Genomic DNA, 13,903 nt, shown 5'->3' on the forward strand with positions numbered 1-13,903 from the left:
GGGAACGGTTGGTCACGGATGATGGCAGAGCCGATCACGCCGGCTCATCCCCGCGGGTGTGGGGAACGGTGCCGGGTTCACCTGCGCGCGCTGCGGGTTTGCGGCTCATCCCCGCGGGTGTGGGGAACGGCCTGCCTGCGACCCGCGCGGCGTCCTTCTGGTCGGCTCATCCCCGCGGGTGTGGGGAACGGGGCCTTGATCCACTTGGCGAGCGCGTCAACGGCGGCTCATCCCCGCGGGTGTGGGGAACGGAGATTCACCAACTCACGGATGGACAGAGATTGCGGCTCATCCCCGCGGGTGTGGGGAACGGCTCACGCCCAAAATGGGTGTTGGTGCTGCTGTCGGCTCATCCCCGCGGGTGTGGGGAACGGATCGTCCGTGACCGCCACGAATTTGCCGCTCTCGGCTCATCCCCGCGGGTGTGGGGAACGGGGCTTCCACGCCTCAGCCAACACCACATGGCCCGGCTCATCCCCGCGGGTGTGGGGAACGGCACCGTCACGCGCGCCATCAGCCGCGCGCCCCCGGCTCATCCCCGCGGGTGTGGGGAACGGCACATGATCGGCGGGGGACACGATTTCAAACTCGGCTCATCCCCGCGGGTGTGGGGAACGGTATTCCCTCTTCATCTTCAGCCGCGCATGGGCCGGCTCATCCCCGCGGGTGTGGGGAACGGTTCTTGGTCGGACGTTTGATCGCCACGGCCCACGGCTCATCCCCGCGGGTGTGGGGAACGGTTGCCATAGTCGGACGCGTTGAGTATCTGGACCGGCTCATCCCCGCGGGTGTGGGGAACGGAACCCCGTGCAATTCGTCGTGAGGCGCGGACGCGGCTCATCCCCGCGGGTGTGGGGAACGGGTCTTAGCATTCTTTGACGGCAGGGTGTCCGACGGCTCATCCCCGCGGGTGTGGGGAACGGCCACGCTTCCATAATCGGGCGGCGGCGGTCCACGGCTCATCCCCGCGGGTGTGGGGAACGGTCCTCCTTTGCCGGTCCGCGCGGCTTTCGTGGCGGCTCATCCCCGCGGGTGTGGGGAACGGGTCTTCCCGCAGCTTCCAGTAGGCGCGGGTCCAGGCTCATCCCCGCGGGTGTGGGGAACGGGGGCCAACGTGCAGGCTCTGGACGGCACCAATAGGCTCATCCCCGCGGGTGTGGGGAACGGCACCATTATCCGGAGGTTCCGCTGCATGGCGACGGCTCATCCCCGCGGGTGTGGGGAACGGTCTTCCTGCAGACGCTTGATCTACCAAGATTTTATCGATGTCAAAGAACGTACCGAAAGATCGGTGGCAATTATCACTTCACGTTGAACGCTCGGCGAGAAAGTTGACCAGCTTCAATCCATCAAAGTCGACCGGCGTTCTCCGGTTTTGTCCAGCCGTTCTGAAATCATAGCCCTGGTCCGTCGGCGCTTTCCAGACCATAACAGCATCTCCCGCCTCAATACCGCCAAGGACTTGCTCCCAGATCATCTCCCGAGTGCGCGCGGAATAGTTGCCGACGTAGACCCCGGCGCGGATCTCGACCAGCCAGGCCGCGAGCCGGCCGCGCAGCCGGGGCGGCGCGTTGGACACGACGACGACCATCATCCTCTGTGCCCTGCGTCACCGGATTGCGGGTCATCAAAGGCCTTGGGCATCGCTTCAGGCGGCGCCTCGGGACGAGCGAGTTCGCCTGCGCTGAGAACCTCGTCAATCGCCGGTATGATACGGTTGAGCAATCCGGATTTTCGAAACGCATCGCGACAGGCCAGTCGAACGGCCCGATCCGGTGACATGTCCAGCTTGCCTTTCGCTGCCTGACCGGCGATGCGAAAGGCCTCGGGCACGACCGTCTCCAGCTTGAATAGGTCGGCGATGTCGTACACGAAAGACAAGGGTTTGCCCGAATGCAAGAAACCGATGGCCGGGGCGTACCCCGCAGCCAGAACCGCCGCCTCAGTCAGACCGTGAAGACAAGCTGTCGCCGCCGACAGACAACGGTTCGGTGTGTCCCCCGCCTCCCAGTTGGCGGGATCATAGCGGCGACGCTTCCAATCGACGCCATACTGTTTGGCCAGAAGCGCGTAGCTTTCTCGAACCCGAACGCCTTCGATTCCTCGAAGCTGGTCGATGGACCGCCGCGATGGGGCATCTTCGCCGAAACGCATCGCATACATTTTGCGGACCACGCGCAGGCGTGCTGCGTCATCGAGCGCAATCCGCGCCTGCCAGAGGAGTTTATCCGAACGAGCCCCACCGGGCTGTCCGGCGGAGTAGAGCCGCACTCCGCCCTCGCCGATCCAGGTAATCAGCGTACCGACGCGTGCCGCCAGAGATACAGCGGCGTGACTGATCCGTGCCCCCGGTTCCAGCATGATCCCCGCAAGCCCACCGACAGGGATCTGCGTCCGGGTGCCATCGGAGTTTACAGCAACAAAGGCCCCGTCAAGCACGTCCAGGCGCGCGCGTTCGACAAACACCAGTGACGCGCGGTCCTTCAGCGGAATCGGCTTTGGCGGAGCAAGCCCTGGCAGACCATTTGCGCCTCGTCCCCCGCTCTTCGTCATGAGGCACGGCGGATCAGCATGAGTCCGCAGCCAAAGGCCTTGGCGCGTCCGAAACCCTGACCGATCGTGGAAATGAGTGTCACGGGGTCGGTGACCTCAAGATGACCGGCCAGTTCGAGAATGCCAAACTGTGGCTGGCCTTTCCGTGGGCCGCGGTGTCCTGCCAAAACCTCAGTCACATAGTCCTCGGCTCTTGCGTGACAGAGCCGGAACCCTGATTTGCCCCCCTGTCGCGCTAGCCAGTCCGACCCGGCACGAGACGCAATGTCCATCCGACGCTCAGCACGCTCGTCCACAGGGATCGCGTGTAGCTCGTCCATGACGACATCCACGCGCCGACCGCCGCGTTTCATCCTGGTTGCATTCACCCGCAGGCGGAAAGCCAGCCGCTCCCCCGGTTCCAACTGCGGCTGGAACGGTCTGGTGTCGTGTGGCTCGAACAGATCCGTCTGCAGTGGCGGACGTTCGGATAGGACAAGAAACGTGTTCTCATCCTCTTTCCGCCATAGGAAATCACGGCGTCGATCAGGATGATCTGCGAAGACAGACCAGAGCAGGTTATGCGCCGCGGACCTGCGCTGACCCCTCTCGGAGGGCATCAACAAGGGCGCCAGGGCACGAACCGAAGGGGTTCGTGCCACCCTGATGCGGCTGAGATAATGACTCATGCTGCGCCTCCGGCAACGATCTCGACGGCGCGGTGTGCGACCCTGCGCTCTCCGTGGTGCCAGCGCTGGCGGTCAAGCGGTACATCGTGCACGAGATCGCCCGTAGGGTCAGAAACAACCAGGGTTCGGGCGATGGCCCTGTCACGCCACGGCGGCAGATCAAGGTGACGCAGCGCGTCCTCCGGAGCGTCGGCTTCGACGGTTTTGGCCCCGGTCGGGGCGGACAGTGGACAGGACTTTCGTCCGAGGTAGAGTGTGAAGCGAGGGGTTCGTAACGCGGATGCGATGCCTTCCAGCTCCTTCCCCGTGACGGCAACACCAAACATGCAACCCGCCCGGTAGTCGCGCAGGGTGATGGAGGTGTTCATCCGAGTCCTCGCATCCCGGAGCGCTTCGGGCCGCGAGTTCGGCATCTTGACTGCGGCCGATGGCACTGTCTGCACGGTGTGGTAGTCGCGCAAAGGCACACCCGCATCAAAGATCGCGACCGAGATGTCCAGCGCATCGAGCGCGGAGAAGTCTCCATCCCTCCGGATCCCCAGCGCCGCCCCCATCAGGCCAATGATCGCCGAACGGCCAGGCCAGATCAGGGAACCGCGCCGTTCATGACCGGCAAGCTCGCCCATCGCGCCCAGGCCGGCGTTCAACCCAAAGATCAGAAATCTCTGCATCACGCGCCCCGAACGGCCTCGACGGCAAAGCGCACGATCTCGCCCAGCGTTCCGTCACCCGTCAGCGTGTCAAGCTTGCGGAAATCTTCGGCCTCGCCGCCAAAGTAGCACCTGTCGATCCGTTCGGCGGTCTGTTCCATCGCCCGCACCGAGCCGGTTTCAAGTTCGTTTGCCCCAAGCTCGCGCAGTTTGCGATCCACGGGAGTAAAAAAGGCGCCTGACAGGTCGCGCGGCGCACGCGGGCCGCGCTCGGCCCGGATGTGATAGGCCATCGGGTGATGGGCAAAGCTGTTCTGCTTGCCTCGGGGCGCAGTCTGGGCGATGGCGCGGGCCAGGGCTTCGACACCCTTGGCGGCAAGGTCAGTGTCACCATCGAGATTCTCGATCAGGAGATCACAATTCACGCAGACATACTGGTAGTAGATGCCGGAGCCGAAGGCGGTCTCGCCCAGATGCCCTGCCCCCGTGTCCTCTTTCTTGTTGAGGTCATCAACCGCTGAAAACCAGTCTTCCTCTGCCTGCGCGGTGTGCGTGGTGATCGCGTGGGCCACCTGTACGGCGGCATCGCGGTTGAAATCGGCATCATCCGCCAGCATCCGCCCAAACATGGCGATGTCCACTGCGCCGTCCGCCTTGCGCAAGATCAGCTTCTTCAGGTCCTTCGGTTTCGGAAGTTCCTCACCAGCGACGATCTTGTCGACCCATTCCTCGGCCTGCTTCCATTCTGCCGGAGAGATGAAGGCCAGCGTTGTCGCGCGGGTTTCCTTACCTTCGCCCTTGTTGACGGTTTCCAGCTTGCCGAAAAGCCCCGCCACCTCGCTTGCAGCCTTGACCGCACCCTCTTCGCTCACACCTTTGCCAGCCAGGTATTCGACCAGTCGGCCGTGCAGGTGTTTTGTGCGCGTGCCTCTGCTGTCCTTGAGATCGAGAGCAAAAAAGCTGCTTTCACGAAGGGCCCGCTTGATTGACTGGGACGACATACGCAATCGGGGCGCACCGCCCACGACGGCCTGTTTGGGACGCCCCTGATCGTCGCGGTTCGGGTTGGAAGGGCCGTAGCTTGTCAGCAGGTGAAATTGTAAAAAGGTGGTCATTCAGTCGTCTCCTCGAAATCCTTTTGGGGCACGTCGGCCCCATAATATTGAAAGCACCAGCGCGGGCGGGCCGCCTCCCAGTACAGAAGATCGGCAGCCAATGCCGCCACGTTACAGCGCCTGTCGGCCATCGAGATGGCCCTGCGCAGTTGCGCAGTCAGGTCATCGCCCTCAGCGCGCAACAGCCGCTGAAAGCGCAGTTGCGAAAGTACGGGATCATCGCCGCCCAAACGGCTGGCCAGTGGCTCCGATGAGGTTTCTCGCACCTCGGCCAAAAGCACGGCGAGGCGCACGATCTCTTCGGCCTTATGCGGCCCCAGGTCCAGGTTTCGCGCCAGGTCCTGTACGCGCGGTTCGCTCAGGACCGCCATAGGCGCCGCGCGGCGTAATCTGGCGACTAGCGCGCGAGCCACGGGAACATCGCGTTGTCCAATGTTCGCACTCCACCAGCCCAGCGCAACGGATCCCGGCCTTTTCGGCTTTTCGCTCATACCGCTTGTCCTTTCTTCTTCACGGGCAGGTCCAGGCCGAGAGCTTCGAAAATCGCCCGCCCCTGCTTGCCGTATCCTGCGAATGCCATGCCGAGGTATTTCCGCGCGTCGACGATTCGCTTTATGGCGGGCATGTCGCGCTGGTCGATCCCCGGCACCGAGAGCACATCGAACTGGCGAAAAGCCTGTTTGCGCAGGTCGTCGAGCCAGACAGCAGAAGGGTTCCCACCGCCTTTGACGGTATCCAGGTGTTCGAGAAAGCGGTTCTCGGTTTCAACATAGAACCTCTCGCGCTCCGTTTCCCGCGCCTCGCCCTTGGACAGGACAGGCGACAAGGCGTCCCGCAGGGCCGCCGAGGCGGCGTCGGCGGCACGGATCAAGCCGACGAGAACATCCTCGGCATCCCAATCCAGATCGAGAAAAGGCTGTTTGGACAGCACGAACTCTCGTGGCTTCATGTTGTCCATGGACCAGCCCGCCACGATGACCGAACCGTCACCTCGCCGTTCGCCCCAGACCGACAAACTGAGAGCCAGTTCTGTCAGAGTGTCTTGCCGCACCTGTGCCAACACTCCCAACCAATTGCGAAACCCGAACCGTCCGGCGCGCGGATGTTTCGGCAGCCACTCCGCCCCTTCCTTGAGCCGGTAGTAGGGACTTAGAGGATGCTTCCACCCCGCGTAGTTTGTACCCCAAGGTTTCTGAACCACGCCAACGACAGCGGCCTCTTCGGTCTCCAGCCTGAGGCGCCGCGGCATACCAAAGAAAGCTTCGACATCGAAAAGCCGGTCCGGCGGATACCGTACTTTTCCCGATTTATCGGACAGAACTGTCGGACGCATCCAGGGCAAGTCTTCAAGACGACCCGGCTTGCCATCCGGCACATTGGCCCACACGAGTTCCCAGAGCGGGCCCTCTGCCTCGCGCGGCTCGATCAGCGTGACCAAAGGTCCGCCGCCCCGCATCGATGTGCGGTTGCCCGCCCCGCCGGACGGGGCGAAAGCCTGAAAGGTGTATAGCGCCATTGCGGCCAATGGCAGTTCCAGCGCGGGATAGCGGCCTCGATGCACGAGGACATCGGCATTGTTCCTGGCCGTATTAACCCCGGCACTGTCGATGAACAGCATATCGACCGGGTTCCCCGCGCCGTCCAGAGGCCCCTGATCCTGCAGAAACAGCGGCCCGTCCCCCACTAGGTTGAAAGCTGACGCATAGGCTGACAGCTTTACACGCAACCGTTCCGGATCTGGCGCCCCACGCGCCTGCCAGTCCTCGGTATCGGTTGGCGGGTCCGCGAGAAAGACCAGTCCGATCAGCAACTCCAGGCAGGCAATGTTCATGTCCGCCCGCGGCCAGTCCGGTCCAACAACATCCGCCTCGGCCATCTGCCAGGGCGCGATAACCCGGTGAGAGCCATCAGCGGTACGCACTGGAATCCAAGAATCATAAATAAGATTAAGCAAAACGCTAATCCTCCACAAATGGATCAAGGGCAGAACAGCACCAGCCCAAGCCCACGTAAAGAAGGTTATTTCTGGGAGTGGCAGCTTTTGTCGCACTCGCCGAAATGAATGGCAAGGGCGTGACGCCCTTGCCATGGCCCTTGAGGAATGGTAAATTTCCATCGTCCAAGAGCAGGCTAGACAGGTATTTTCTGCACTAATCTAACCTCCTCACTTCTTGACCGCGCCAACGGCTGGATAGGATGTTGCAAGAGCCACGGAAGGGTTATCCCTCCCGTGGCCTTTTCAGCTTATGAGGACTCGGCGGCCGGTGTCAATCCCACCTTTCCCTTAGTCTCAACACTTAAAATTTTCATCCCCGCTATTGCGAGGAACAGACCCTGCCCTTCGTCTCAACATGGGCCATCCCGGATCAGTCCAGGCTGAAAAACACCAGACCGTATTCGGCATCATAGCGCAATCCTTCGCAAATCCGACCATCGTCACCCACCGGACAAACCCTGACGGCGTTTCGTTTCCACTCCGGCCACTCCCGCGTCACTGCAACAATCTCTTCGTCGCTTTGGTCTGGCAAAGAGTGCGCCTCCAACCGCGTGCGCCTTGCCGAAACTTCGGACAGCGCCCAGCCTTCATGGTCGGCGCAGCCCTCTGCCCAGGGCTCCAGTCCGCCGGGCGTGTGTCGTGCCAGAACCAGCGTCAGCGTCTCATCGCCCAAACGGGTCGGATAGGTCGCGTCGTCATCGCCGCGCCCGCCTTGTCGATAGCCTTTGTCCAGATCGACCAGGTTGTGCAGTGCTTGCGTTCGTTTTGCCTGGTCCTTGCCCAAGACTTCCATCTCAGCCTGGATCAACACCTCCGGCACATCCTCGGCTTCAGGTCCATGCACGGCCTCGATCAGCGCCCGAAGCCCGTCCGGTGCCTCGATCCGGCCGCGCTCAAACAACACCCGCGCCGTCCGCCAGATGTCTGCAATCGAGTAAACCCAAGCCCCCCGCCCAAGAACAGGCTGCAACCAGCGGTCATCGGAGACACTCGCAGGGTTCGGGGAAAGAACGTGCAACACAGGTTCCGGAATCGGGCGACTTTCGCGGGGCCGCTCCGCCATGTGCCGCCAAAGCCGCCCCGCGCGTTGAATAAGCCCCGCGACCGGGGCAATGTCGGACACCATGACATCGAAGTCCAGGTCGAGCGAGGCTTCGAGAACCTGTGTCCCGACCAGAACGAAGCCTTGACGCTGCACACCCGCCTTTCCGGCCCGCGCCAACACCTCCGCCTCAATTCTTTTGCGATCACACAGAGCAAAGCGCGCGTGCAATAGCCGGGCCTCGATGCCCCTGTCCCGCAACATCGAGACCGCCTCGATAGCTTCATCCACCGCATTGCGCACCCAGACACAGGCGCCCCCCGCCTCCACCCCGTCGGCGATGACCTGCGCTGCGGCAGCGGCGTCCGGCAGGCGATGGACCCTGACAGGCCCCTTCTTCGGTCGTTCATCCGGCGGAAACACTGTCACGGCATCGCCGCCAGCAACCGTCAGCGCCGGATATGCCGGGTCATCCGCCACCCCACCATAGGTCGCCAGCAGCATGTCGCGCAGTTCCAGCGGCAGCGTTGCCGTCAGCAGGATGGCTGACCCGCCCGCCGCGCGGTGCATTTGCAGGAGTCGTTCAAGCTCCTTCGCGACATAGGGCTCTCCCATCTCGTGAACCTCGTCGACGATCAGGATCTTCGATGACAGACCGAAATGGCGCAGCGTTTGATGCCTGACAGGCAGGACCGACAACAGCGCCTGGTCGATGGTCCCGACCCCGACATCGGCGAGCAACGCTCGCCTACGGCTGTCGGCCAGCCATGCGGTGCAGCTTGGTGCATCCTCACCCGGGGCCCCTCCCACGACAAGATCCCTGAATGGCTGTGACAGCCCCGCACGCCCATGCGCCAGCGTCAGACTCGGATGCACGAAGATCCGACCGACCACGTCGGATACCCGTGCGAACATGGCATCCGCGGTGGCCATGGTAGGCAATGCAAAGTACAGCCCACGCCCTTTCCCGGAACACACCATGCGTTGCGCGAGGATCAGGGCGGCCTCGGTTTTGCCCGCCCCGGTCTCGTCCTCGATGATCGCCAGCATGGGTCCATCTGGCAGGAACAGATCGTTGCAGGCCTGTTGCATGGGGCGCAGTTCGAAATCCACAACCGGCCCAGTCTTGACCTTCGTACCGGCCAACCCGGCTTCACTCACAGCGCGGTTAGAAATTTCGCGCGATCTAGCAAGATACTCAACCGGATCAGGACCCGGAGCAACGGCTTCGAACCAGTCCGTGTTGGACCCGACCCAGTCCGACGCGGCGCAGAAACCGGGGAGCCACCAGGACAATCGTTTGACTTCGTGACTGGACAAACCCGAGAGTGTTGCATCCGGCCACAGGCTGCAAAGCTCCTCAATAACTTCGCCGGCTGGCTCCACACCACTCCCGACGAGTTTTAGGGCCCGATGAAAATCTCTCACCTTTCGAGGTTTCGGCAACGTCCCGAGTGAAAGAGTCGGCGGCTTGCCGTGGTGACCAGCCGTCGCTGCATAGAGTTGCCAGCGATGCAAAGGCAAACCGCCGAGATGAGCTTCTAGACGTTCATCGAAATTGTGCAGTAAGACCTCGGTCAGTTCCCAATGACGGCGTTCCTGCGGCCGGTCATGTTCGAGCAAGTTCCGAAAGCAGTCGCTGATCTTGCCCAAATCGTGCAGCGCCACTAGCAGGACCAAAGCCTCGCGCAGGCCCGGCGCAAAGGGGAAAGGCGCTATGAGACGCTCCGCAACCGCCGCGACATCCAGCATATGGTAGACAGCCGGATGGGCTGGCATCCCTTCGGCAGTGGAGCTCTTGCCCGGCCAGTCCAACTTCAGCATGGTCACCCCACCACAGCTATGGATTGGAAACTGTGCGAACCGGCACAGACGGCCATTTTCTGGCCGAGCTTGGCGTGGTTGCCCACGTCGATCCTTGGAGACTGGCAAACACCCCACATGTTCGGCAACTGGACAAATTCGAGGCTGTGCAGGACGGTGAAGGCGAAGATGACACGGTAGTATTTGGACTGCCGGTAGTCGCCGAGCAGGAGGTCGGCCACGGACCAGATCAAGTTGGACAACTCAGACCGGGACATGGGAATATGCCTGCTCTTGGGAATGCTTGTCTGCGTCTAGGGCTAACGTGACTGGGTGGCTCGAACAAGCGCAAGCATGGTCTTTCTCGCGCTCGGGCGCGATAGCCGATGGAAGAACCGTTGTAATGTTTTGGATGTGAGATCCCCGGGGCAGTGGATTAGTTGCAAGCCAAGTCTCTGGACCAGCGGCGAGCCCCCGCGATCGCCGTGCCACAAGACCTCGCGAGAAATGCCGTCGCCCTTCCCAGCACAATGCCATCCGCCTCTCTGCTACGCACAATCCGCCCGGCCCCGGCGGCGGGCAGGGACGCTGTGAGCCAACATCGCATGGTTTCGACCCGCGGTCCCGGAGTCCATCTACACCAACCGCGACCCGACGTGGCGTTCGCTTTGCGTGCCGCTTGGTCCGGGGTCTGCGCCCCTGGGGTATTCCCAACTTGATCGAAAACGCCGTTCACTCCTAAGATCGGATAGTTGGAAATCGATCATTGACCACGGTCTGAACCCCGGCACGAGTTGCGCTTGGCGCAACACATTCCAGCGGATAGTGGCCGAACCGCATTTGATAGGAGATCATTCCATGTCCGCCAACCCGCTGATCACGCTCACCCTCTTCGCCGTGACGACCACCCTCGCCCTGCCAGCGACGGCGCAGGACCAGACCAAGTTGGTCGACCCCGAGGACCTCGCATACCAGTTGCCCGAGGATGCCACGGAACTCGAGAAGAACGCCTATGCGGTGCTGGACGAGTACTGTTCGGGCTGCCACCAACAGGGCAAACTGAAGAACGGGCTGACACAGCCAAAGTCCGGCTTCGGCCACGTGCTGGACATCCGCCGACTTGCGCATGACCCCAAGCACATCGCGGTGGGCGATCCTAACGCCTCCAAGCTCTACCAGGTCGTCACCGGCGGCGCGCCGTTGATGCCCGACAACTGCTATTCGCCCGACTGCGCCCCAGACGACACCGAGCTGAAACACCTGAAGGACTGGATCGTCGCGCTGGGCGAGACCGCGCCCGAGCCGCGCCCCTTCATCTCGCTGGCCGATATATATGCGATGGCGCACGAGGACCTGCAGAAGCAACCGACCAACCGCCGCGACCGCGTACGCTACATCTCGATGCGGACGATGTGGAACGACGCCAGAGTTACCGACGAGACATTCGAGGCTTACCGGGGCGGGGCGGTCAAACTGCTGAACGCGCTGAGCTGGAATCCGAATGTCTACCGTTTCGAACAAGTCGATCCACACGGCGTGCTGCTGCGCGTGTTCCTGCCGGATCTCGACTGGACACCCGAGACCTGGGACGGGCTCGAGGACGAGTATCCCTACGCGATGGAAAGCGATGTCGATCCCTACCTGGACACTCTGCAGCAGATCTCGGGCACCGAGATCCCGGTAATCCGGGCCGACTGGTTCGCCGCGACGGCCTCTGTATCGCCGCTCTACTACGACATCCTCGGCCTCCCCGACAGCTTCCAAGGGCTGCAGGACCTTCTGGGCTTCGATCTCGACCGTAACATTCGGGACGGGCAGGTGATCCGGGCTGGCTTCCAGGACTCGGGCGTGTCGACCAACAACCGCTTGATCGAACGCCACCCACTCGGCACCGGCTTCTTCTGGACCTCCTACGACTTCTCGGCTTCCGCCGGTCGCAAAAGCTTCTTCGAGTTCCCGCTGGGCCCGGCCTCGACCTTTGGCGACGAGTTCGCCTTCGAGCAGGACGGGGGTGAGTCGATCTTTACCCTACCGAACGGCTTTCATGCCTACTATCTCAACACGGCGGACGGCAAACGCCTGAACGTGGGACCGACCCAGATCGTGCGCGACACGGACTATCCCGAGGGCACAGGCGAGGTCGTCAATGGCATTTCCTGCATCTCATGCCATTCCAAGGGCATCCGCCTGAATGACGACATCGTGCGCGAAGTGGCCAGGGCCAATAAGTCGCTGCCGCCGGCCGCGCACCAGATCATCGACCAGATTTATCCCGGCAAGGACGAGGTCAACGAATATTTCCAGCGCGACATGAAGGCCTTTCTCGACACTCTGGACAGGGCGGGCATCGACCCATCCGCCACCGCTGCAGGGCTCGAGCCGGTGCGTGGGCTCTTTGTCTACCACGTGGACTACTTCGTCACCTTCGACCAGGCCGCCAGTGAGCTTGGCCTGAGGCCAGACGAACTGCGCTCCAGCATGGCCTTCGTCGGTCCGCAATTCGCCGGCCTCATCACCCGGCTCGACCTCTCCCCGATCGCTCGAGACGAGTGGGAGGCGGCCTTTCCTGTGCTGCTCCAGAACCTGACGAACTACCGCCCGCTACGCACCGACTACGTGTCCACGGCCAAGCTGTCCTATTCCACGCGGCAGGTGGTCAAGGATACGCCCTACGATCCCGCCGCCGTCACCGCCGATGCAGGCGTCACCGGCGGGGAACGGATCAAGACCGCCGAGGATGCCGTGAAGTACGGCGCCGGCTACGATCCGATGCAGCATTCCAGCGTGGTCCGCAGCCGGTTGACGGTCTACGCCACCCCGACCAGCGTCAAGGTCAATGAGGAGGTCAAGATCTTCGTCGAACCGCGCGAGGATTGTCGGCTGACGTTGATTTCGATCGACGACGACCACGACAGCTGCATCCTCTTCCCGATGGAAGGTTTCGAGGACAAGGTGATCCCCGGTGGCAGCCAGTTCATCTATCCCCCGCGGGGCACTATGACGTCCCCCGAGCCGGGGCTCGAGACGATCCTGGCGATCTGCAACGGCAATCAGGCCGCCATAGAACAGGCGACCCGCAACACGAACCAGGTTTCCTGCACCAAGGGCCACCAAGCGGTAACCAGGGAACGCTACTCCGCGATGGTCAACGAAACCTTCGTCACAGATCCCGACGCCGATCCACAAGTGACCCGCAAAACCGACAGTGGCGTCGATTTTCGAGCCCTGTCGAGCCACAACCCGGACGTGGCCCAAGCCCAGGTCTCGGTCGTCGTGCGGGACGAGTAGGAGGGGATCCGAGATGAGACCAACTTTGCTCACCCTCACGCTCTGCCTCGGCCTGCCCGCCCTGGCCGGCCACGCACAGGAAAGCGAGTTCTTCATCGAGGGTATGGAGGATCCGCGGGACGCTGCGCCGCCGCCGCAAAACAGGATGGCCGCCTGTCTGTTCGACCCCGGCGATGCGATCTGCGCCGACCTTCGGATCGGGGCGGTCGGCACGCTTAACGAGAGCACGCTGCCAGACGTCTTGACCGAGACCTTCATCGTCAATCCCGACGACAACAGTGTGACGGTAGCCGCCACGACCGGGCGGGACGCGCCGTCGCCGGAGGCACCTGGGCCCGACACGAGCGCGCCGTTGGTGCTGCCGACGGTCGGGATCACCATTGCCTTCGACTTCGACAGCGACCGCATCCGCGACAACCAGACCACGGTGGTTCGCGACCTGGGCGAGGCCTTCGCCGATCCGGCGCTCGCAGGCACCGCCTTTGCAGTCATCGGCCATACCGACGCGGCGGGTTCCGAAGCCTACAATTGCGCCCTGTCGCTGCGCCGTGCGACGGCGGTCACGGGCGCCTTGCAAGGCGGCTCTGCAGTGGCTCTTTACCCGGTCGGCTGGGGAGAAACCGCGCTCCGCAACACCAAGGATCCCGAAGCAGCCGAGAACCGCCGCGTGACCTTCATGCGCCTGCCAGACACAGTCGACACGGTACTGCGCTCGGTGAGCGCGGTCTGCCCGGGGTGAGGGTCTGGTGCGGCCCTGGCCTGGTTCTGGGCCCGCGAAATTCAGCAGT

At 62.8% G+C, this 13,903-nt stretch carries 11 protein-coding genes and 1 CRISPR repeat array (1 of these 12 running past the window's edge); of the genes, 2 read left to right on the forward strand and 9 right to left on the reverse strand.

Translation table 11 applies throughout. The features are described from left to right. Positions 1-1,228: direct repeats of the CRISPR family, unit length 29 nt; unit sequence CGGCTCATCCCCGCGGGTGTGGGGAACGG (it extends 1,058 nt beyond the left edge of the window). Positions 1,229-1,306: 78 nt separating this feature from the next. From cas2e to ACN0S5_RS14890, 9 genes are all read right to left on the reverse strand, one after another. Then, complete coding sequence (cas2e, locus tag ACN0S5_RS14850; RefSeq protein ID WP_417209478.1) at positions 1,307-1,594, reverse strand: type I-E CRISPR-associated endoribonuclease Cas2e; 288 nt, start codon at positions 1,592-1,594, stop codon at positions 1,307-1,309. Beyond that, positions 1,591-2,553 (reverse strand): type I-E CRISPR-associated endonuclease Cas1e, encoded by a 963-nt coding sequence (gene cas1e, locus ACN0S5_RS14855; RefSeq protein WP_417209479.1) that lies wholly within the window; start codon positions 2,551-2,553, stop codon positions 1,591-1,593. Before cas1e ends, cas2e begins: the two co-directional genes overlap by 4 nt. Then, positions 2,550-3,221 (reverse strand): type I-E CRISPR-associated protein Cas6/Cse3/CasE, encoded by a 672-nt coding sequence (gene cas6e, locus ACN0S5_RS14860; protein WP_417209480.1) that lies wholly within the window; start codon positions 3,219-3,221, stop codon positions 2,550-2,552. Before cas6e ends, cas1e begins: the two co-directional genes overlap by 4 nt. Further along, positions 3,218-3,892 carry a type I-E CRISPR-associated protein Cas5/CasD gene (gene cas5e / locus ACN0S5_RS14865; protein WP_417209481.1) on the reverse strand — a complete coding sequence of 225 codons (675 nt, stop codon included), beginning with the start codon at positions 3,890-3,892 and terminating at the stop codon, positions 3,218-3,220. Before cas5e ends, cas6e begins: the two co-directional genes overlap by 4 nt. Continuing rightward, positions 3,892-4,986 (reverse strand): type I-E CRISPR-associated protein Cas7/Cse4/CasC, encoded by a 1,095-nt coding sequence (cas7e, locus tag ACN0S5_RS14870; RefSeq protein ID WP_417209483.1) that lies wholly within the window; start codon positions 4,984-4,986, stop codon positions 3,892-3,894. Before cas7e ends, cas5e begins: the two co-directional genes overlap by 1 nt. Beyond that, a complete protein-coding gene (gene casB / locus ACN0S5_RS14875) occupies positions 4,983-5,477 on the reverse strand; it encodes a type I-E CRISPR-associated protein Cse2/CasB (RefSeq protein ID WP_417209484.1) in 495 nt (164 codons plus the stop codon). Before casB ends, cas7e begins: the two co-directional genes overlap by 4 nt. Next, positions 5,474-6,940, reverse strand: a complete 1,467-nt coding sequence (gene casA, locus ACN0S5_RS14880) for a type I-E CRISPR-associated protein Cse1/CasA (protein WP_417209485.1) — start codon at positions 6,938-6,940, stop codon at positions 5,474-5,476. The genes casB and casA overlap by 4 nt, the downstream gene beginning before the upstream one ends. Positions 6,941-7,352: 412 nt before the next feature. Next, entirely contained in the window at positions 7,353-9,848 is a 2,496-nt protein-coding gene (gene cas3 / locus ACN0S5_RS14885; RefSeq protein WP_417209486.1) for a CRISPR-associated helicase Cas3', read from the reverse strand. Positions 9,849-9,850: 2 nt separating this feature from the next. Continuing rightward, positions 9,851-10,105, reverse strand: a complete 255-nt coding sequence (locus ACN0S5_RS14890; protein ID WP_417209487.1) for a hypothetical protein — start codon at positions 10,103-10,105, stop codon at positions 9,851-9,853. 580 nt (positions 10,106-10,685) lie between these two features. On the opposite strand from ACN0S5_RS14890, the gene ACN0S5_RS14895 reads away from it, so the two are divergent. Both ACN0S5_RS14895 and ACN0S5_RS14900 read left to right on the forward strand, forming a co-directional pair. Next, positions 10,686-13,115 (forward strand): hypothetical protein, encoded by a 2,430-nt coding sequence (locus tag ACN0S5_RS14895; RefSeq protein ID WP_417209489.1) that lies wholly within the window; start codon positions 10,686-10,688, stop codon positions 13,113-13,115. Between the two features lie 25 nt (positions 13,116-13,140). Continuing rightward, positions 13,141-13,854 (forward strand): OmpA family protein, encoded by a 714-nt coding sequence (locus ACN0S5_RS14900; RefSeq protein ID WP_417209490.1) that lies wholly within the window; start codon positions 13,141-13,143, stop codon positions 13,852-13,854. Positions 13,855-13,903 lie beyond the last annotated feature (49 nt).

Origin of the sequence: Antarctobacter sp. (assembly GCF_048262615.1) — a bacterium.
Taxonomy (GTDB): Bacteria; Pseudomonadota; Alphaproteobacteria; order Rhodobacterales; family Rhodobacteraceae; genus Antarctobacter.